This is a genomic window from Pseudorhizobium tarimense (assembly GCF_022968135.1).
GTDB classification, from domain to species: Bacteria; Pseudomonadota; Alphaproteobacteria; order Rhizobiales; family Rhizobiaceae; genus Neorhizobium; species Neorhizobium tarimense.
The window spans coordinates 1-16,534 of record NZ_JALJRA010000015.1 but is presented as its reverse complement, the minus strand read 5'-3'; the positions used below and the strand labels follow the sequence as shown (position 1 = coordinate 16,534).

30 protein-coding genes are annotated in these 16,534 nt (G+C 60.4%); 1 reads left to right on the top strand and 29 read right to left on the bottom strand.

What is annotated here, in order from left to right; genetic code table 11:
- Positions 1-219: 219 nt before the first annotated feature.
- Positions 220-636, top strand: a complete 417-nt coding sequence (locus tag MUU54_RS17810) for a YqaA family protein (RefSeq protein ID WP_312038843.1) — start codon at positions 220-222, stop codon at positions 634-636.
- 43 nt (positions 637-679) lie between these two features.
- On the opposite strand, the gene MUU54_RS17805 is transcribed toward MUU54_RS17810, so the two are convergent.
- From MUU54_RS17805 to MUU54_RS17665, 29 genes are all read right to left on the bottom strand, one after another.
- On the bottom strand, positions 680-1,378 hold the full coding sequence (locus tag MUU54_RS17805) for an SDR family oxidoreductase (protein ID WP_247245365.1): 699 nt from the start codon (positions 1,376-1,378) through the stop codon (positions 680-682).
- A gap of 165 nt (positions 1,379-1,543) precedes the next feature.
- Positions 1,544-1,969, bottom strand: a complete 426-nt coding sequence (gene rplQ / locus MUU54_RS17800) for a 50S ribosomal protein L17 (RefSeq protein ID WP_247245364.1) — start codon at positions 1,967-1,969, stop codon at positions 1,544-1,546.
- A gap of 45 nt (positions 1,970-2,014) precedes the next feature.
- On the bottom strand, positions 2,015-3,025 hold the full coding sequence (locus tag MUU54_RS17795; RefSeq protein WP_247245363.1) for a DNA-directed RNA polymerase subunit alpha: 1,011 nt from the start codon (positions 3,023-3,025) through the stop codon (positions 2,015-2,017).
- A gap of 173 nt (positions 3,026-3,198) precedes the next feature.
- A complete protein-coding gene (rpsK, locus tag MUU54_RS17790) occupies positions 3,199-3,588 on the bottom strand; it encodes a 30S ribosomal protein S11 (RefSeq protein ID WP_007766864.1) in 390 nt (129 codons plus the stop codon).
- 133 nt (positions 3,589-3,721) lie between these two features.
- The gene (gene rpsM, locus MUU54_RS17785; protein ID WP_165220109.1) at positions 3,722-4,090 is read right to left on the bottom strand and encodes a 30S ribosomal protein S13; all 369 of its coding nucleotides are present in this window, start codon (positions 4,088-4,090) and stop codon (positions 3,722-3,724) included.
- A 235-nt stretch (positions 4,091-4,325) separates the two neighbouring features.
- The gene (locus MUU54_RS17780; protein WP_247245362.1) at positions 4,326-4,910 is read right to left on the bottom strand and encodes an adenylate kinase; all 585 of its coding nucleotides are present in this window, start codon (positions 4,908-4,910) and stop codon (positions 4,326-4,328) included.
- Positions 4,907-6,247 carry a preprotein translocase subunit SecY gene (gene secY / locus MUU54_RS17775; protein WP_247245361.1) on the bottom strand — a complete coding sequence of 447 codons (1,341 nt, stop codon included), beginning with the start codon at positions 6,245-6,247 and terminating at the stop codon, positions 4,907-4,909. The genes MUU54_RS17780 and secY overlap by 4 nt, the downstream gene beginning before the upstream one ends.
- Before the next feature lie 226 nt (positions 6,248-6,473).
- A complete protein-coding gene (gene rplO, locus MUU54_RS17770) occupies positions 6,474-6,947 on the bottom strand; it encodes a 50S ribosomal protein L15 (protein ID WP_247245360.1) in 474 nt (157 codons plus the stop codon).
- 16 nt (positions 6,948-6,963) lie between these two features.
- Positions 6,964-7,176, bottom strand: coding sequence for a 50S ribosomal protein L30 (gene rpmD, locus MUU54_RS17765; RefSeq protein ID WP_247245359.1), 213 nt, complete (start codon positions 7,174-7,176; stop codon positions 6,964-6,966).
- Positions 7,177-7,187: 11 nt separating this feature from the next.
- The gene (gene rpsE, locus MUU54_RS17760) at positions 7,188-7,757 is read right to left on the bottom strand and encodes a 30S ribosomal protein S5 (protein ID WP_247245358.1); all 570 of its coding nucleotides are present in this window, start codon (positions 7,755-7,757) and stop codon (positions 7,188-7,190) included.
- A gap of 124 nt (positions 7,758-7,881) precedes the next feature.
- Positions 7,882-8,244, bottom strand: coding sequence for a 50S ribosomal protein L18 (gene rplR / locus MUU54_RS17755; RefSeq protein ID WP_247245357.1), 363 nt, complete (start codon positions 8,242-8,244; stop codon positions 7,882-7,884).
- A gap of 12 nt (positions 8,245-8,256) precedes the next feature.
- Complete coding sequence (gene rplF, locus MUU54_RS17750; RefSeq protein ID WP_247245356.1) at positions 8,257-8,790, bottom strand: 50S ribosomal protein L6; 534 nt, start codon at positions 8,788-8,790, stop codon at positions 8,257-8,259.
- A gap of 42 nt (positions 8,791-8,832) precedes the next feature.
- Positions 8,833-9,231 (bottom strand): 30S ribosomal protein S8, encoded by a 399-nt coding sequence (rpsH, locus tag MUU54_RS17745; protein ID WP_247245355.1) that lies wholly within the window; start codon positions 9,229-9,231, stop codon positions 8,833-8,835.
- A gap of 12 nt (positions 9,232-9,243) precedes the next feature.
- A complete protein-coding gene (gene rpsN / locus MUU54_RS17740; protein ID WP_247245354.1) occupies positions 9,244-9,549 on the bottom strand; it encodes a 30S ribosomal protein S14 in 306 nt (101 codons plus the stop codon).
- Between the two features lie 33 nt (positions 9,550-9,582).
- Positions 9,583-10,140 carry a 50S ribosomal protein L5 gene (rplE, locus tag MUU54_RS17735; RefSeq protein ID WP_247245353.1) on the bottom strand — a complete coding sequence of 186 codons (558 nt, stop codon included), beginning with the start codon at positions 10,138-10,140 and terminating at the stop codon, positions 9,583-9,585.
- Positions 10,133-10,441 carry a 50S ribosomal protein L24 gene (rplX, locus tag MUU54_RS17730; protein WP_247245352.1) on the bottom strand — a complete coding sequence of 103 codons (309 nt, stop codon included), beginning with the start codon at positions 10,439-10,441 and terminating at the stop codon, positions 10,133-10,135. Before rplX ends, rplE begins: the two co-directional genes overlap by 8 nt.
- 12 nt (positions 10,442-10,453) lie before the next feature.
- Complete coding sequence (rplN, locus tag MUU54_RS17725) at positions 10,454-10,822, bottom strand: 50S ribosomal protein L14 (protein WP_052638136.1); 369 nt, start codon at positions 10,820-10,822, stop codon at positions 10,454-10,456.
- Between the two features lie 232 nt (positions 10,823-11,054).
- Positions 11,055-11,291 (bottom strand): 30S ribosomal protein S17, encoded by a 237-nt coding sequence (rpsQ, locus tag MUU54_RS17720; protein WP_247245351.1) that lies wholly within the window; start codon positions 11,289-11,291, stop codon positions 11,055-11,057.
- Between the two features lie 12 nt (positions 11,292-11,303).
- Positions 11,304-11,504, bottom strand: coding sequence for a 50S ribosomal protein L29 (gene rpmC / locus MUU54_RS17715; RefSeq protein ID WP_046792688.1), 201 nt, complete (start codon positions 11,502-11,504; stop codon positions 11,304-11,306).
- Between the two features lie 12 nt (positions 11,505-11,516).
- Positions 11,517-11,930: a 50S ribosomal protein L16 gene (gene rplP, locus MUU54_RS17710; RefSeq protein WP_247245350.1), complete on the bottom strand. Its 414-nt coding sequence runs from the start codon at positions 11,928-11,930 to the stop codon at positions 11,517-11,519.
- A 38-nt stretch (positions 11,931-11,968) separates the two neighbouring features.
- Positions 11,969-12,706 carry a 30S ribosomal protein S3 gene (gene rpsC, locus MUU54_RS17705; RefSeq protein WP_247245349.1) on the bottom strand — a complete coding sequence of 246 codons (738 nt, stop codon included), beginning with the start codon at positions 12,704-12,706 and terminating at the stop codon, positions 11,969-11,971.
- The gene (gene rplV / locus MUU54_RS17700) at positions 12,706-13,095 is read right to left on the bottom strand and encodes a 50S ribosomal protein L22 (protein ID WP_247245348.1); all 390 of its coding nucleotides are present in this window, start codon (positions 13,093-13,095) and stop codon (positions 12,706-12,708) included. The genes rpsC and rplV overlap by 1 nt, the downstream gene beginning before the upstream one ends.
- A 2-nt stretch (positions 13,096-13,097) precedes the next feature.
- Positions 13,098-13,376, bottom strand: a complete 279-nt coding sequence (rpsS, locus tag MUU54_RS17695) for a 30S ribosomal protein S19 (RefSeq protein ID WP_247245347.1) — start codon at positions 13,374-13,376, stop codon at positions 13,098-13,100.
- 15 nt (positions 13,377-13,391) lie between these two features.
- Positions 13,392-14,228, bottom strand: coding sequence for a 50S ribosomal protein L2 (rplB, locus tag MUU54_RS17690; RefSeq protein WP_247245346.1), 837 nt, complete (start codon positions 14,226-14,228; stop codon positions 13,392-13,394).
- An 11-nt stretch (positions 14,229-14,239) separates the two neighbouring features.
- Positions 14,240-14,533: a 50S ribosomal protein L23 gene (locus MUU54_RS17685; protein ID WP_247245345.1), complete on the bottom strand. Its 294-nt coding sequence runs from the start codon at positions 14,531-14,533 to the stop codon at positions 14,240-14,242.
- On the bottom strand, positions 14,530-15,150 hold the full coding sequence (rplD, locus tag MUU54_RS17680; protein ID WP_247245344.1) for a 50S ribosomal protein L4: 621 nt from the start codon (positions 15,148-15,150) through the stop codon (positions 14,530-14,532). Before rplD ends, MUU54_RS17685 begins: the two co-directional genes overlap by 4 nt.
- A gap of 13 nt (positions 15,151-15,163) precedes the next feature.
- Positions 15,164-15,805, bottom strand: a complete 642-nt coding sequence (gene rplC / locus MUU54_RS17675; protein ID WP_247245343.1) for a 50S ribosomal protein L3 — start codon at positions 15,803-15,805, stop codon at positions 15,164-15,166.
- 37 nt (positions 15,806-15,842) lie between these two features.
- On the bottom strand, positions 15,843-16,151 hold the full coding sequence (gene rpsJ / locus MUU54_RS17670) for a 30S ribosomal protein S10 (protein WP_003547547.1): 309 nt from the start codon (positions 16,149-16,151) through the stop codon (positions 15,843-15,845).
- A 307-nt stretch (positions 16,152-16,458) separates the two neighbouring features.
- Positions 16,459-16,534 (bottom strand): EF-Tu C-terminal domain-related protein (locus MUU54_RS17665; RefSeq protein ID WP_144623229.1); only part of this gene is annotated, 76 nt, incomplete at its 5' end.

Below are 16,534 nucleotides of genomic sequence, written 5' to 3'. Positions count from 1 at the left end.
TACCGGCGCGGCCGCGACGGCTCGTGAGCGCCGCCATCGATCAGAAACAGGAATACCCATGCTCCAGGCACTCTACGACAGGACGATGCGGCTGGCTGCGAAGCCGCACGCAGAATATGCGCTGGGCGGATCTCGTTTGCCGAGAGCTCCTTCTTTCCGATTCCGCCGGATGCGCTCCTGATCCCCATGTTCCTGTCGGGGCGAGACAAGGCGTGGCCCTTGCTTTCATCAGCACCGTCGCCTCGGTCCTCGGCGCCGTTATCGCTATCTGATTGGCGCTTCCTCTTCGAGCAGATCGCACGGCCGATCCTCGAGATCTACGGCTATGCCGGCAAGTTCGATGAGTTTGCGCTCCGCTACAACGCCTGGGGCGCGTGGATCGTGCTGATCGCGGGGCTGACGCCCTCCCCCTTCAAGATCATCACCATCGCGAGCGGGGCAACGAGCCTCAACCTCGCGACCTTCGTGACCTTCAGCATCATTGCTCGCGGCGGGCGCTTCTATGCGGTAGCGGGCCCGCTCGATCTGATCGGACCGCCGGACACAGAGTTCATCGAGAAGCGGCTCGGCCTTGTGTTTACCCGCGGCCTTGCCGCACTTCTCGGAGGATTCATCGCCGTGCGCTTCCTGTTTTAACCGGCGACGGACGCTTCTATAAAACTCCGAAAAATCATTGGACTCAGACCGCCCGCATTAGGCCGCCGTCGACCTTGAGGTTCTGGCCCGTGATGTAGCCCGCCCCTTCCGACGCGAGGAAGGCAACGGTTGCAGCGATCTCCTCGCTCTTCCCGTAACGCTTCATGGGCACGCTTCCGCGCCGTTCCTCCGTCGCCGGCAGGCTGTCGATCCAGCCGGGCAGGACGTTGTTCATCCGGACGTTATCGGCTGCATACTCGTCCGCAAAGATCTTCGTGTAGGCTGACAGCCCGGCGCGGAACACGGCGGACGTCGGGAACATCGCGCTCGGCTCGAAGGCCCACGCGGTGGAGATGTTGACGATGCTGCCCGACTTCTGCGCCCGCATGATGGGAGCGACAAGTCTAACGGAGCGGATCACGTTCATCAGGTAGACGTCGAGGCCCGTGTGCCACTGCTCGTCCGTGATTTCGACGATCGGTGCCCTGGGACCATGACCAGCGCTGTTGACAAGGACGTCCACGCGCGACCACTGCTTCATCACTGTGTCCACCAGCCGCTTCAGGTCGTCGTTGGACTGGTTCGAGCCGGTTACGCCGATGCCGCCGAGCTCCTGAGCCAAGGCTTCTCCCTTGCCGGAGGAGGAAAGGATTGCGACCTTGAAGCCATCCGCTGCGAGCCGTCTGGCGGAAGCCGCTCCCACACCGCTGCCACCCGCTGTGACAATTGCTACCTTCTCCATCCACTCGATCCTTCTCGATACTAGGTCAAGGTGAGGAGTAGCTTGAGCGAAAACCGGTCGCAACTGCGTGCACCGGCGTCGAGGGTGTGGGAGTGGCGAATGCACCAAAAAGATAGGGCCGGGCGTTTCCACCCGGCCTTTTCAAAAGCACATCCCAAAGGATGGTTATGCAGCTTCGGCAGCGTCTGCCTCGGCAGCAACGCGAGCCTTGTCGGCTGCGCCCTTGGCGTCAACGTCGCGCTCGACGAACTCGATGACGGCCATGGCGGCGTTGTCGCCCTGCCGGTAACCGGCCTTCATGATGCGCAGGTAGCCGCCGTTGCGGGTGGCATAGCGCGTTGCGATCGCGTCGAACAGTTTGCGGACGGCGTCCTGGTCCTGGATCTGCGAGATCGCCTGACGACGAGCGTGCAGGTCGCCGCGCTTCCCGAGGGTGACGAGCTTCTCGACGATCGGACGCAGGTCCTTCGCCTTCGGCAGGGTGGTGACGATCTGCTCATGGGTGATGAGCGAGGCAGCCATGTTGGCGAACATCGCCTTGCGATGGCTTGCGGTGCGGCTGAGCTTGCGGCCTGCTTTTGCGTGGCGCATTTTGGTTCTCCTTCACTTGCAGGCATTCGCCTGCAGTCTGATTAGCTAGTACTGGTCTTCGTAACGCTTTGCGAGATCTTCGATGTTTTCCGGCGGCCAGGCGGGAACTTCCATACCAAGATGGAGGCCCATGGACGCGAGAACTTCCTTGATCTCGTTGAGCGACTTGCGACCGAAATTCGGAGTGCGCAGCATTTCCGCCTCGGTCTTCTGGATGAGGTCGCCGATGTAGACGATGTTATCGTTCTTCAGGCAGTTCGCCGAACGGACCGAAAGCTCCAGTTCGTCGACCTTCTTGAGGAGCGCCGGGTTGAATGCCAGTTCGGTGACGGCTTCTTCCTCGACATCCTTCTGCGGCTCATCGAAGTTGACGAATACGCCGAGCTGGTCCTGGAGGATGCGAGCGGCAAATGCCACGGCATCTTCACCGGTGACCGAGCCATCGGTCTCGATGGTCATGGACAGCTTGTCGTAGTCGAGAACCTGGCCTTCACGGGTGTTTTCCACCTTGTAGGAGACCTTCTTGACCGGCGAATAGAGGCTGTCGACCGGAATGAGGCCGATTGGCGCATCTTCGGCACGGTTACGCTCCGCCGGTACATAGCCCTTGCCGTTGTTGACCGTGAACTCCATGCGGATTTCCGCGCCCTCGTCGAGGGTGCAAATCACGTGGTCGGGGTTCAGGATCTCGATGTCGCCGACCGTCTGGATGTCACCAGCGGTCACAGCACCGGGGCCTTGCTTGCGCACGACCATGCGCTTTGCGTCGTCGCCATCCATCTTGATGGCGATTTCCTTGATGTTGAGCACGATGTCCGTCACATCTTCCCGAACGCCGGGGATGGAGGAGAACTCGTGCAGAACGCCGTCGATCTGAACGGCGGTGACAGCAGCACCGCGCAGCGACGACAGAAGCACGCGACGCAGGGCGTTGCCGAGCGTCAGACCGAAGCCCCGCTCAAGCGGCTCTGCAACCAGCGTTGCCTTCGTGCGGCCGGACGAGGTGAACTCCACCTTATTCGGCTTGATCAGTTCCTGCCAGTTCTTCTGGATCATGTTTTAAACCTTCCGTTCGTTGCCACCATCCAATCGTGGCAACCGAGCATGAGAAGCACCGAGTGAGACATTGCCCTTCGGCGGTACGGCAAAACCGCCAGACTTCGCGGGCGAAGTAAGGCGGCATTACGCGAGTTCAATGCGAGCGACCCGACGGCCGGCGCATCCGACAATCAGACGCGGCGCTTCTTGCGCGGACGGCAGCCGTTGTGCGGGATCGGCGTGACGTCGCGGATCGACGTGATCATGAAGCCGGCAGCCTGGAGCGCGCGCAGAGCCGACTCACGGCCAGAACCCGGACCGCAGACTTCCACTTCGAGCGACTTCATGCCGTGCTCCTGAGCCTTCTTGGCGCAGTCTTCGGCCGCAATCTGGGCAGCGAACGGGGTCGACTTACGCGAACCCTTGAAGCCCTTGGCACCAGCAGACGACCAGGCAATCGCATTGCCCTGCGCATCGGTGATGGTGATCATCGTGTTGTTGAAGGTCGAGTTGACGTGGGCAACGCCCGACGTGATGTTCTTGCGTTCGCGACGGCGGACGCGGGTGGCTTCCTTGGCCATGGTCTTCCTTTCGTTGATCTCGTCACCGCCGTAATTCCAGCGGCTCCACCGGAGTTGAGCTTGCGCCCCTCTCCAAACTCAAAAAGAGGCCAGCGACGAAGCGCCAGCCTCCCTCACCCGGAGATCCGGGTAATTACTTCTTCTTACCGGCGATTGCCTTTGCCGGACCCTTGCGGGTGCGGGCATTGGTGTGCGTGCGCTGACCGCGGACCGGGAGGCCACGGCGATGGCGCAGGCCGCGGTAGCAGCCAAGATCCATCAGGCGCTTGATGTTCATTGCAGTCTCGCGACGCAGGTCACCTTCGACCTGGTAATCGCGGTCGATGGTTTCGCGGATCTGCAGGACTTCAGCATCGGTGAGCTGATGAACGCGACGATCAGCCGGGATACCGACCTTCTCGACGATTTCCTGAGCGAATTTCGGGCCGATCCCGTGAATATACGTCAACGCGATAACGACGCGCTTCGCAGTCGGGATGTTGACGCCAGCGATACGTGCCACGCCTATTCTCCTTGCGTTCCAGTTGCCATCCGGCAAGTGGTACTTCTTCCATGAGAGCAGCCGCGAACCGGCCGCCAGTTCAAATCTTATCCGCAACAAGTCAAACGACCGGATCCGGTTTCCCTCAGCGGGACGTCCGCACCGATCGCATTGATGTCGCGAGTTGGCGCGGTGTTAGCGGAATCGGTTAAAAAAAGCAACCGGCCCCACCAAGATTCTTTAGAGTGACCGCTGCTCAGAGCGCAGCGAGCACCTTCTCGATTTCCGCCGTGACGGCATCCATATCAGCCATGCCATCAACCGACTTCAGCTTGCCCTTGGCATAGTAGTAGCCAGTGAGCGGCGCCGTGCTCTTGTAGTAGGCCCTCAGACGGTCAGCGTAGACGTCCGCATTGTCGTCCTTGCGCACCGGCTGACCGGCGGCGTGCGCTTCTTCGGCACGGCGCAGGATACGCCCGACCATGGCCGAATCATCGACGACCAATTCGATCGCGACGTCCAGAGACTGTCCCTTGCCTCGAAGCATGGCATCGACGGCATCCGCCTGCGCCAAGGTCCGAGGATAACCGTCCAGGATGAACCCACGCGCACAGTCCGGTGCATCGATGCGTTCAGAGACGATTGCGTTTACGATATCATCGGAGACCAGTTGGCCGGCATCCATGACTTCCTTGGCGCGCCTGCCGACGTCGGTCTGAGCCGCCACGGCCGCACGCAGCATGTCGCCGGTGGAGAGCTGCGGTATCCCGTGCTTCTCCACGATCCGCTGGGCTTGGGTCCCCTTCCCCGCGCCCGGCGGTCCCAAAAGTATCAGTCTCATCGTCCCCTCTTTCCTCCACGCAATTTCGACTTCTTGATCAGTCCCTCGTACTGCTGGGCGATCAGGTGTCCTTGGATCTGCGCAACGGTGTCGAGCGTAACACTGACCACGATCAAAAGCGAAGTACCACCAAGGGCTAATGGCACGCCCGTGCGGGCGATCAGAAGCTCCGGCAGGATGCAGACGAAGACAAGATAGATCGCGCCGATGACCGTGATGCGGGTCAGCACGTAGTCGATGTATTCGGCAGTGCGCTCGCCCGGGCGGATGCCGGGGATGAAGCCGCCGTGCTTCTTCAGGTTGTCGGCCGTGTCCTTCGGATTGAACACAATTGCCGTATAGAAGAAGGCGAAGAACGCGATCAGCAGGCCGTAAAGCACCATGAACGCCGGCTGGCCGTGGCCGAGTGCAGCAATGATGGTCGTTGCCCAGCCCGGCAGATCGGAATTACCCGCGAAACCTGCAGCCGTCGCTGGCAGAAGCAGGAGCGACGAGGCGAAGATTGCCGGGATGACGCCAGCCGTGTTCAGCTTCAGCGGCAGGTGCGACGTATCGCCCTGGAACATGCGGTTGCCAACCTGGCGCTTCGGATACTGGATCAGAAGACGCCGCTGCGCACGCTCAACGAAAACGATCAGGGTGATGACGCCAATTGCGACCAAGATCACGGCCAAGATGAGTGCCGTCGAGAGAGCGCCGGTACGTCCGAGCTCGAGCGTCCCGGCAAGCGCCGTCGGAAGCCCTGCGGCGATCCCAGCGAAGATGATCAGCGAGATACCGTTGCCGATGCCGCGCGCGGTGATCTGTTCGCCGAGCCACATCAGGAACATCGTACCGCCGAGCAGGGTGACAACGGTAGAAATGCGGAAGAACCAGCCCGGATCGACCACGAGGCCGTTACCGCTCTCGAGGCCCGCCGCAATGCCGTAGGCCTGCAGGGTGCCGAGCAGAACCGTGCCGTAGCGCGTGTACTGGTTGATGACCTTGCGGCCCTGTTCGCCTTCCTTCTTCAGTGCCTCAAGCGACGGCACGACGGAGGTCATCAGCTGCACGATGATTGATGCGGAGATGTACGGCATGATGCCAAGTGCGAAGATCGCCATGCGCTCGACGGCGCCACCGGCAAACATGTTGAAGAGGCCGAGAATACCGCCGGCCTGGCCGCGGAAGGCTTGGGCATAGGCTTCAGGGTTCAGGCCCGGAAGCGGGATGTGCGTCCCCAGCCGGTAGACAAGGAGCGCCGCCAGCGTGAACCACAGCCGCTTCTTGAGATCCTCCGCCTTGGCGAAGGTCGAAAAATTGAGGTTGGAGGCAAGTTGTTCCGCTGCAGAAGCCATGCATTTCTCCGCCTGACCCATTTCCGGCGGCGGGATGAGCCGGGCCCGGAAAGCAGTCTACATTCAGTTTCTGAAAACGGGCGGGGATCGCGAATGCAATCGGTGCCTCACCCTGTTTTCCGTATGTTCCGGAAAGCGCGACCGTGCGATCGGTCCCGGAATCGTGAGGCTCACATATGGGAGCAAAATCGCCCGGTGTGAAGCACGCCGGGCGATTCAGAAGTGATTACTCGGCAGCAGCAGCTTCCGGAAGCTTGATCGACCCACCGGCCTTCTCGATCTTCTCGACGGCCGCCTTGGAAGCGCCGGCGGCTTCGATCGTAACCTTGGCCTTCAGCTCGCCGTCAGACAGGACGCGAACGCCATCCCTCGGGCGACGGATAACGCCGGCAGCCTTGAGGGCAGCAGCATCGATCGTGGCCTTCGCATCGAGCTTCTTGGCATCGATCGCAGCCTGGATACGGCCGAGCGAAACGGTGACGAAGTCGGAAGCGAAGATGTTGTTGAAGCCGCGCTTCGGCAGGCGACGATAGATCGGCATCTGGCCGCCTTCGAAGCCGTTGATGGCAACGCCCGAACGAGCCTTCTGACCCTTCACGCCGCGACCGCCGGTCTTGCCCTTGCCAGAGCCGATACCGCGACCAACGCGCTTGCGATCCTTTACGGCGCCTTCGTTGTCTTTGATTTCATTCAGTTTCATGATGACTTCCCCCGTCTCACTTCTCGTCGACGACGCGAACGAGATGCTGGACAGCACGGATCATGCCGCGAACCGAAGGGGTGTCCTCCAGGGTGCGGACCCGGTGCATCTTGTTGAGCCCGAGACCGATCAGCGTCTGGCGCTGAACAGCGGGGCGGCGGATGGGGCTACCGATCTGCTCGACCGTAACCGTCTTCTTGGCGTCTGCCTGGGTAGCTTTCTTGGCCATGATCGCTTTCCTTATTCTTCCGCAGAGTTACCGGAAGCGGCGCGGCGAGCCTGGAGCGTTGCATACTTGATGCCACGCTGAGCTGCGACGTCCTTCGGATGAACCTGGTGCTTCAGGGCGTCGAAGGTTGCGCGAACCATGTTGTAAGGGTTCGACGAGCCCGTGGACTTGGCAACGACGTCGTGGACGCCGAGCGTTTCGAACACGGCGCGCATCGGACCACCGGCGATGATGCCGGTACCAGCCTTGGCGGCACGCAGGAGAACCTTGCCGGCGCCGTGGCGACCGTTGACGTCGTGATGCAGTGTACGGCCATCACGCAGCGGCACGAAAATCAGGTCGCGCTTTGCGGATTCCGTTGCCTTGCGGATTGCTTCAGGGACTTCGCGAGCCTTGCCATGACCGAAGCCGACGCGGCCCTTCTGATCGCCAACGACGACGAGAGCAGCAAAGCCGAAACGACGGCCGCCCTTAACCACCTTGGCGACGCGGTTGATCGCGACCAGCTTGTCGACGAATTCGCTGTCGCGTTCCTCGCGGTTCTGGCGGTCGTCGCGAGAACCTCTTCTTTCTTGTGCCATTGTCCTGTTCCTTTTTCTTTTCCGGGTGCAATCGGCAGATTACAGTTCGATCCGAAACGAGGATCGGATGCGGTAAAACCGCAGTTTACCCGGATCCCCTTTCACTGGAGACCCGGGCAAATTCTTAGAAGCTGAGACCGCCTTCGCGGGCAGCGTCTGCGAGGGCCTTGATGCGGCCGTGGTAGATGAAGGCGCCGCGATCGAACACGACTTCCTTCACGCCAGCCTTCGTTGCCCGCTCAGCAACCAGCTTGCCGACGGCAGCAGCTGCTGCAACGTCCGCGCCGGTCTTCAGCGTGGAACGCAGATCCGCGTCGAGCGTGGAGGCGGCAGCAAGCGTGCGGCCGGCCACGTCGTCGATGACCTGGACATAGATGTTCTTCGACGAGCGATGAACCGACAGGCGCGGACGGCCGTTGGCGACCGCCTTAATCTGGCGGCGCACGCGGCTCGCGCGCTTTGCAAGTGCTTCTTTCCTGCTAGCCATTTCGCGTGATCCTTACTTCTTCTTGCCTTCCTTGCGGACGATCCGTTCCTCGGCGTACTTGACGCCCTTGCCCTTGTAGGGCTCCGGACCGCGGTATTCGCGGATTTCCGCGGCAACCTGACCGACCTGCTGCTTGTTGATGCCGGTGACGACGATTTCCGTCGGCTTCGGCACGGCAATCGAAATACCCTGCGGCGGTTCGTAGACAACGTCGTGGCTGAAACCGAGGGCCAGCTGCAGGTTCTTGCCCTGCATGGCGGCGCGGTAACCAACGCCGTTAATCTCGAGCTTGCGCTCAAAACCGTCCTTCACGCCGCGGAAGATGTTCTCAATCATCGTGCGAGACATACCCCACTTGGAGCGGGCATCCTTGCTGTCGTTGATCGGGGTCACCGATACGGCGTTATCATTGAATTCGACTTTCACTTCGTCATTGGCGACGAAGAAAAGCTCGCCCTTCGGGCCCTTGGCAGTCACTTTCTGGCCATCAACCGTGGCCGTAACTCCAGCAGGAACCGGAACGGGCTTCTTACCGATACGAGACATTGTTTTATCCTGTCTGTTCGCTATGGAGATCCCTGCCCTGTCTTAGAAGACGGAGCAAAGAACCTCGCCACCAACGTTCTGTTCGCGAGCCTGGTGATCGGCCATCACGCCCTTCGGAGTCGAAAGGATGGTGATGCCGAGGCCGTTCGCGACCTGCGGAATGGACTTTACCGAGACATAAACCCGGCGGCCCGGCTTGGACACGCGGCCGATCTCACGGATCACCGACGCGCCTTCGTAGTACTTCAGTTCGATTTCGATCTCGGACTTGCCGTTACCGTAATCGGTCTGGGTGTAACCGCGGATGTAGCCTTCAGCCTGCAGAACGTCGAGAACGCGAGCGCGCAGCTTAGAAGCAGGTGTCGTGACGCTCGACTTGCGGCGAGAGGCACCATTGCGGATACGGGTGAGCATATCGCCCAGAGGATCAGTCATGGTCATAGAACCGTCTCCTTACCAGCTCGACTTGACGACGCCCGGCACCTTGCCGAGGTTGCCCAGCTCACGAAGCGCGATACGCGACATCTTGAGCTTGCGGTAGAATGCGCGCGGGCGGCCCGTGACTTCGCACCGGTTGCGGATGCGGGTCTTGGAGCCATCGCGCGGCAGCGAGGCGAGCTTCAGGGTTGCCTGGAACCGCTCTTCGATGGGCAGTTCCTGGTTCATGATGGTTGCCTTCAGAGCGGCGCGCTTGGCAGCCTGGTTGGCAACGGTCTTGCGGCGGCGCTTGTTCTTTTCAACTGCGCTGGTCTTCGCCATATCGGAGTTCCTTTTCTACGCTCGTCGTTACGGTTACTGACGGAACGGGAAGTTGAACTCTTTCAGAAGAGCCCGAGCTTCGTCGTCGGTCTTGGCCGTCGTGCAAACGATGATGTCCATGCCCCACATCTGATCAACCTTGTCGTAGTTGATCTCAGGGAACACGATGTGTTCCTTGATGCCCATGGCGAAGTTGCCACGGCCGTCAAAGCTCTTCGGATTCAAGCCGCGGAAGTCACGAACGCGCGGAAGCGCGATGTTGACCAGGCGGTCGAGGAATTCATACATGCGGGCGCCGCGCAGCGTTACCTTTGCGCCGATCGGCATGCCTTCGCGGACCTTGAAGCCAGCGATGGAGTTGCGAGCCCGGGTGATGACCGGCTTCTGACCGGCGATCGCCGCAAGGTCGCCAGCAGCAACAGTAGGCTTCTTGGAGTCGGCAGTCGCCTCGCCCACGCCCATGTTGATGACGATCTTGTCGAGCTTCGGGATCATCATTTCGTTCGCGTAGGAGAACTGCTCCTTCAGCGCACCGCGGATGCGGGAAACGTATTCCGTCTTGAGCCGCGGCTCGTACTTTGCCTCAGCCATCGATCACATCTCCCGTACGCTTGGCAACTCGCACCTTCTTTCCATCGACGACGGAGAAGCCAACGCGGGTCGGCTTGCCGTCCTTCGCGACGACCGCGATGTTCGACAGATGGATGGATGCTTCCTTGTTGATGATGCCGGCTTCCTGCGTCTGAGTCTGACGCTGGTGGCGCTTCACCATGTTGACGCCGCGGACGACCGCACGGTCTTCCTTCGGCAGAACTTGGAGAACTTCACCGGTGCGGCCCTTGTCCTTACCGGTCAGCACGACGACGTTGTCGCCCTTCTTAATCTTCTGCATGGATCCCGCTCCTTACAGTACTTCTGGAGCCAGCGAGATGATCTTCATGTGGTTCTTGGCGCGAAGTTCACGCGGAACCGGTCCGAAGATACGGGTGCCGATCGGCTCTTTCTTGTTGTCGATGAGGACCGCTGCGTTGTTGTCGAAGCGGATGACGCTGCCGTCGGCGCGACGGATGTCCTTGGCGGTACGCACAACAACCGCCTTCATCACGTCGCCCTTCTTCACGCGGCCGCGCGGGATAGCTTCCTTGATCGAAACGACGATGACGTCGCCGATCGAAGCGTACTTGCGCTTGGAGCCGCCCAGCACCTTGATGCACATGACACGACGTGCGCCGGAATTATCCGCCACGTCGAGGTTTGTTTGCATCTGAATCATGTCAGGTCGCCTTTTTCTAATGACCGGAACGACCGGGCGCGCGAACGCCCCGATCCGGCTTATGGACAGAATTTCATTGTGCGCGGGATGGATCTTGCCAAGGTGGTTTCCTCTAGAGGACCTTCCCTGCGCTCAAAGCAAAAGAACGCTCGTTGCCGAGCGTCCTGCGCCGATGGCGTGCTTCATACAGGAATCTGCGCCAGAAGCAAGGCCCAGGCGCAAATCTCTGAAATCAAGCCTGGGCGGCAATCACCGTCCAGCACTTGTCCTTGGAAATCGGTGCGCATTCCTGGATGGAAACGACATCACCGATCTTGTACTGGTTGTTTTCGTCATGCGCCTTGTACTTCTTGGAACGGCGGACCGTCTTCTGAAGCAGCGGGTGCGCGAATCGGCGCTCGACACGGACAACAACGGTCTTCTCGTTCTTGTCAGAAACTACGACGCCCTGCAGAATGCGTTTCGGCATATTGTTCTTCCTTTAGGCCTTGGCTTCTGCCGCCTTCTGGCGGGCAATGGTTTTAACGCGAGCGATGTCCTTGCGAACTTCGTTGATACGCGAGGACTTCTCGAGCTGGCCCGTGGCCTTCTGGAAGCGCAGGTTGAACTGCTCCTTCTTGAGCTCTGCGAGCTTGTCCTTGAGCTGGTCGGCCGTGAGGCCGCGAACGTCTTCGGCTTTCATCGTGCCTTCTCCTTACTCTGCGATGCGCTGAACGAAGCGCGTCTTGACCGAGAGCTTGGCAGAGCCGAGACGGAGCGCCTCGCGGGCGACCTCCTCGGAAACACCGTCGATCTCGAACATCATGCGACCCGGCTTGACGCGGCACGCCCAGTATTCAACCGAGCCCTTGCCCTTACCCATACGAACTTCGGTCGGCTTTGCCGTGACCGGAACGTCGGGGAATACGCGGATCCAAACACGGCCGGCACGCTTCATGTAACGCGTGATCGCGCGGCGGGCCGCTTCGATCTCGCGCGCGTTGACGCGGTTGGGCTCCTGAGCCTTCAGGCCGAATTCGCCGAAGGCCAGCTCGTAACCGCCCTTAGCAACACCCTTGATGCGTCCCTTGAACTGCTTGCGGAACTTTGTACGCTTTGGCTGCAACATTTTCTTACTTCTCCGAGCTTATCTTTCGCCAGCGCTAATCAAGCGTTTTCGCGTTCGCGGCGGCGATCGCCACGGTCGCCACGTTCACGGCTTGCCGGACCCTGGGCATCGCCCTCGAGCGCACGGCGCTCGGAAGCCATCGGATCGTGCTCAAGGATTTCACCCTTGAAGATCCAAACCTTAATGCCGCAGATACCGAATGCGGTTTCGGCTTCAGCCGTACCGTAGTCGATGTCGGCGCGCAGGGTGTGAAGCGGCACGCGGCCTTCGCGATACCATTCCGTACGGGCGATTTCCGCACCGCCGAGACGGCCGGCGCAGGTGATCTTGATGCCTTCCGCGCCAAGACGCATGGCCGACTGAACGGCCCGCTTCATCGCACGGCGGAAAGCCACGCGGCGCTCGAGCTGCTGGGCGATCGACTGGGCGACCAGCGTCGCGTCGACTTCCGGCTTGCGCACTTCAACGATGTTGAGGTGCGTTTCCGAAGAGGTCATCTCGGAAAGCTTCTTGCGGAGCTTCTCGATGTCGGCGCCCTTCTTGCCAATGATCAGGCCCGGACGCGCCGAGTGGATCGTGACGCGGCACTTCTTGTGCGGACGCTCGATGACCACCTTGGCGATACCGGCCTGCTTCAGCTCACGCATCAGGTACTGACGGATCTTCAGATCCTCATGCAGCAGCTGACCATATTCGGCGTTGTCGGCGAACCAGCGGCTATCCCAGGTACGGTTGATGCCGAGGCGGAAGCCGATCGGATTGATTTTCTGGCCCATTATGCGGCCTCCCCTTTTTCCTCGACTTCACGAACCACGATCGTCAGGTGCGCGAAGGGCTTCTCGATGCGAGATGCCCGGCCGCGACCGCGAGCGTGGAAACGCTTCATGACGATCGATTTGCCGACGTATGCTTCCGATACGATCAGGCTATCGACGTCGAGGTCATGGTTGTTTTCGGCATTGGCGATTGCAGACTCGAGAGTCTTCTTCACCGTACCGGCGATGCGCTTGCGAGAGAACTCGAGGTCTGCGAGCGCGCGCTCAACCTTCTTGCCACGGATCATTGCGGCAACCAGGTTGAGCTTCTGCGGGCTGATGCGAAGCGTGCGCGCAACGGCCTGCGCCTCGTTGTCCTTCAGCCGGCGTTCGGTCTTAGCCTTCGCCATCGTTACTTCCTCTTCGCCTTCTTGTCCGCGCCGTGACCGTAGTAGGTACGGGTGGGAGCGAATTCACCGAACTTGTGTCCGACCATGTCTTCGTTGACGCTCACCGGCACGTGCTTGTTGCCGTTGTAGACGCCGAAGGTCAGTCCGACGAACTGCGGCAGGATGGTGGAGCGGCGGCTCCACATCTTGATTACTTCATTGCGGCCGCCTTCGCGCACCTTCTCAGCCTTCTTGAGAAGATAGCCGTCAACAAACGGGCCTTTCCATACTGAACGAGCCATTCCTGACTACCTCTCTTACTTCTTGCGCTGATGGCGCGAACGCATGATGAACTTGTCTGTCGACTTGTTCGAACGGGTCCGCTTGCCCTTGGTAGGCTTGCCCCATGGCGAAACCGGGTGACGGCCACCAGAGGTACGGCCTTCACCGCCGCCGTGCGGGTGGTCGACAGGGTTCATGACGACACCGCGGTTATGCGGAGTCTTACCACGCCAGCGGGTACGACCAGCCTTGCCGTCGTTGATGTTGCCGTGGTCCGGATTGGATACGGCGCCGACCGTTGCCAAGCAGGAGCCTGGAACGAGGCGCTGTTCGCCCGAGTTCAACCGCAGGATCGCCATACCGGCGTCGCGGCCGACGAGCTGGACGTAGGTGCCAGCCGAACGTGCGATCTGACCACCCTTGCCCGGCTTCATTTCGACGTTGTGAACGATGGAGCCGACCGGGATGAACTGCAGGGGCATGGTGTTGCCCGGCTTAACGTCCACGGCCTTGTTGGAGGCGATGACCTTGTCACCGGCAGCAAGGCGCTGCGGTGCCAAGATGTAGGCCAGTTCGCCGTCCTCGTACTTGACGAGAGCGATGAACGCGGTGCGGTTCGGGTCGTATTCCAGACGCTCGACCGTACCTTCAACGTCGAACTTGCGACGCTTGAAGTCGACCAGGCGGTAGGTACGCTTGTGACCGCCGCCGATGAAGCGGGCGGTGATGCGGCCAAGGTTGTTACGACCGCCGCTCTTGGAGAGGCCTTCCGTCAGCGCCTTGACCGGCTTGCCCTTGTGGAGACCGGACCGGTCGACGATGACCAGCTGGCGCTGGCTCGGAGACGTCGGATTGTAGCTTTTCAATGCCATTGTTCTGTTCCTCAGAGACCGGTGGAGACGTCGATCGACTGACCTTCAACGAGGGTCACGACTGCCTTCTTCACGTCCTTCTGCTTGCCGATGAAGCCGCGGAAACGCTTAACCTTGCCCTTGCGGACCAGCGTGTTGACGGCCTTGACCTTCACACCGAACAGCGCCTCGACGGCAGCCTTGATTTCCGGCTTGGAAGCATCCTTGGCAACGTTGAAAACAACCTGGTTCTGCTCAGATACCAGCGTCGACTTTTCGGTGATCGACGGAGAGACGATCACATCATAGTGGCGAAGATCGGTCACTTGAAACGCTCCTCTAGAGCTTCAACTGCGGCCTTCGACAGCACGAGCTTGCCGCGACGCAGGATGTCGTAAACATTGATGCCCTGAACCGGCAGAACATCGATGTTCGGGATGTTCTGGGCCGCGAGCTTGAAGTTGTTGTCGAGTTCAGCGCCACCAATGACGAGTGCATTGGTGAGACCGAGCGACGCGAACGAACCAATCAGCGACTTGGTCTTTGCTTCTGCAGCAACCAGGTTGTCGACGATGATGACGTCTTCAGCCTTGAACTTTGCCGACAGAGCATGACGCAGAGCGAGCGCACGAACCTTCTTGGGAAGATCGTGAGCATGGCTGCGGACGACCGGGCCGTGCGCCTTGCCACCGCCGCGGAACTGCGGTGCACGAGCCGAATGGTGACGAGCGCGGCCCGTACCCTTCTGCTTGTACATCTTAGCACCGGTGCGGGAGACTTCCGAACGGTTCTTAGTCTTGTGGGTGCCCTGCTGCTTCTTGGCGAGCTGCCAACGAACCATGCGGGCGATGATATCTTCGCGGGGGTCGAGGCCGAAGATCTCGTCCGAAAGGGAGACCTTGCCAGCGTCCTTGCCCTCGAGGGTCTTGACGTTGAATTCCATGTTCTTGGCTCCCTTACTTCGCAGCCGACTTGACGGCGTCGCGAACAACGATCCAAGCGCCCTTGGAGCCGGGGACGGCACCCTTGACGAGGATCAGGCCGCGGCCTTCGTCGGTGGAAACGACTTCGAGGTTCTGGGTGGTGACGCGCGTCTGGCCCATGTGACCAGCCATGCGCTTACCCTTCCAGACGCGGCCCGGATCCTGGTTGGAACCGGTCGAACCATGCGAACGGTGCGATACGGACACACCGTGCGTGGCACGCAGACCACCGAAGTTATGGCGCTTCATGGCGCCGGCGAAGCCCTTACCGATCGAGGTGCCGGTTACATCCACCAGCTGGCCAGCTTCAAAGTGCGAAGCCTTCAGCTCAGTGCCGACGTCGATCAAATTGTCTTCAGATACGCGAAACTCCACGAGCTTCGCCTTCGGCTCAACTTCAGCAACGGCAAAGTGGCCGCGCAGAGCCTTCGTCGTGTTCTTCACCTTGGCAGCACCGGCGCCCAGCTGAAGCGCCAGGTAACCGTTCTTTTCCATGGTGCGATGAGCAACGACCTGGCAGTTTTCAAGCCGCAGTACCGTCACCGGGATATGCTCGCCAGCGTCGTTGTAGACGCGGGTCATTCCCACCTTCTGTGCAATTACACCCGAACGCATCGGTTTAATCCTTCTCACTCCGCTCCAGACCGAAGTCTCAGAGCTTGATCTCAACATCGACACCTGCGGCGAGATCGAGCTTCATCAGCGCGTCTACCGTCTGCGGTGTCGGATCTACGATGTCGAGAAGGCGCTTATGGGTGCGCATCTCGAACTGCTCGCGGCTCTTCTTGTCGATGTGGGGTGACCGGTTAACCGTAAACTTCTCGATTCGGGTCGGAAGCGGAACGGGGCCCCGGACGCTAGCACCGGTGCGCTTCGCCGTCGACACGATCTCGCGCGTAGACGCGTCGAGAATACGGTGATCGAATGCCTTCAGGCGAATGCGGATATTTTGGCCGTTCATTCGACGTTATCCTTGTTGCTTGTTATCCCGCGTACCAACAGCGGGCACGCGTCGTTCTTTTCCTAAGGCGGGACCACCGGTTTCAAAGATCGAATGGGACACCGGGGACGGCATCCCTTTCCAGTCTTCGGGCCTTCCGACCCACCTTAATGTTGATTGCAGTTCCCTGCCCCATTCGAAGCAGGGGCAAATCGCGCTCGCGCGCCATTTGCTACATTTTCATGTCATAAGCAAGCCGCGATGAGCGCCTTGCTTAAAGAAATCAGCGAACGGGGACGCAGACCAGGTCTGCGCCCCCGTCAAAGCATTACTCGATGATCGAGGCGACGATGCCGGCGCCGACGGTGCGGCCGCCTTCGCGGATCGCGAAGCGCAGCTTTTCT

Coding starts and splice junctions, on each gene's coding strand:
- MUU54_RS17805 (WP_247245365.1), bottom strand. CDS start 1,378: ATGGAGAAGGTAGCAATTGTCACAGCGGGTGGCAGCGGTGTGGGAGCG.
- rplQ (WP_247245364.1), bottom strand. CDS start 1,969: ATGCGCCACGCAAAAGCAGGCCGCAAGCTCAGCCGCACCGCAAGCCAT.
- MUU54_RS17795 (WP_247245363.1), bottom strand. CDS start 3,025: ATGATCCAGAAGAACTGGCAGGAACTGATCAAGCCGAATAAGGTGGAG.
- rpsK (WP_007766864.1), bottom strand. CDS start 3,588: ATGGCCAAGGAAGCCACCCGCGTCCGCCGTCGCGAACGCAAGAACATC.
- MUU54_RS17780 (WP_247245362.1), bottom strand. CDS start 4,910: ATGAGACTGATACTTTTGGGACCGCCGGGCGCGGGGAAGGGGACCCAA.
- secY (WP_247245361.1), bottom strand. CDS start 6,247: ATGGCTTCTGCAGCGGAACAACTTGCCTCCAACCTCAATTTTTCGACC.
- rplO (WP_247245360.1), bottom strand. CDS start 6,947: ATGAAACTGAATGAAATCAAAGACAACGAAGGCGCCGTAAAGGATCGC.
- rpmD (WP_247245359.1), bottom strand. CDS start 7,176: ATGGCCAAGAAAGCTACCCAGGCAGACGCCAAGAAGACGGTTACGGTC.
- rpsE (WP_247245358.1), bottom strand. CDS start 7,757: ATGGCACAAGAAAGAAGAGGTTCTCGCGACGACCGCCAGAACCGCGAG.
- rplR (WP_247245357.1), bottom strand. CDS start 8,244: ATGGCTAGCAGGAAAGAAGCACTTGCAAAGCGCGCGAGCCGCGTGCGC.
- rplF (WP_247245356.1), bottom strand. CDS start 8,790: ATGTCTCGTATCGGTAAGAAGCCCGTTCCGGTTCCTGCTGGAGTTACG.
- rpsH (WP_247245355.1), bottom strand. CDS start 9,231: ATGACCATGACTGATCCTCTGGGCGATATGCTCACCCGTATCCGCAAT.
- rpsN (WP_247245354.1), bottom strand. CDS start 9,549: ATGGCGAAGACCAGCGCAGTTGAAAAGAACAAGCGCCGCCGCAAGACC.
- rplE (WP_247245353.1), bottom strand. CDS start 10,140: ATGGCTGAGGCAAAGTACGAGCCGCGGCTCAAGACGGAATACGTTTCC.
- rplX (WP_247245352.1), bottom strand. CDS start 10,441: ATGCAGAAGATTAAGAAGGGCGACAACGTCGTCGTGCTGACCGGTAAG.
- rplN (WP_052638136.1), bottom strand. CDS start 10,822: ATGATTCAGATGCAAACAAACCTCGACGTGGCGGATAATTCCGGCGCA.
- rpsQ (WP_247245351.1), bottom strand. CDS start 11,291: ATGCCGAAACGCATTCTGCAGGGCGTCGTAGTTTCTGACAAGAACGAG.
- rpmC (WP_046792688.1), bottom strand. CDS start 11,504: ATGAAAGCCGAAGACGTTCGCGGCCTCACGGCCGACCAGCTCAAGGAC.
- rplP (WP_247245350.1), bottom strand. CDS start 11,930: ATGTTGCAGCCAAAGCGTACAAAGTTCCGCAAGCAGTTCAAGGGACGC.
- rpsC (WP_247245349.1), bottom strand. CDS start 12,706: ATGGGCCAGAAAATCAATCCGATCGGCTTCCGCCTCGGCATCAACCGT.
- rplV (WP_247245348.1), bottom strand. CDS start 13,095: ATGGCGAAGGCTAAGACCGAACGCCGGCTGAAGGACAACGAGGCGCAG.
- rpsS (WP_247245347.1), bottom strand. CDS start 13,376: ATGGCTCGTTCAGTATGGAAAGGCCCGTTTGTTGACGGCTATCTTCTC.
- rplB (WP_247245346.1), bottom strand. CDS start 14,228: ATGGCATTGAAAAGCTACAATCCGACGTCTCCGAGCCAGCGCCAGCTG.
- rplD (WP_247245344.1), bottom strand. CDS start 15,150: ATGGAATTCAACGTCAAGACCCTCGAGGGCAAGGACGCTGGCAAGGTC.
- rplC (WP_247245343.1), bottom strand. CDS start 15,805: ATGCGTTCGGGTGTAATTGCACAGAAGGTGGGAATGACCCGCGTCTAC.
- rpsJ (WP_003547547.1), bottom strand. CDS start 16,151: ATGAACGGCCAAAATATCCGCATTCGCCTGAAGGCATTCGATCACCGT.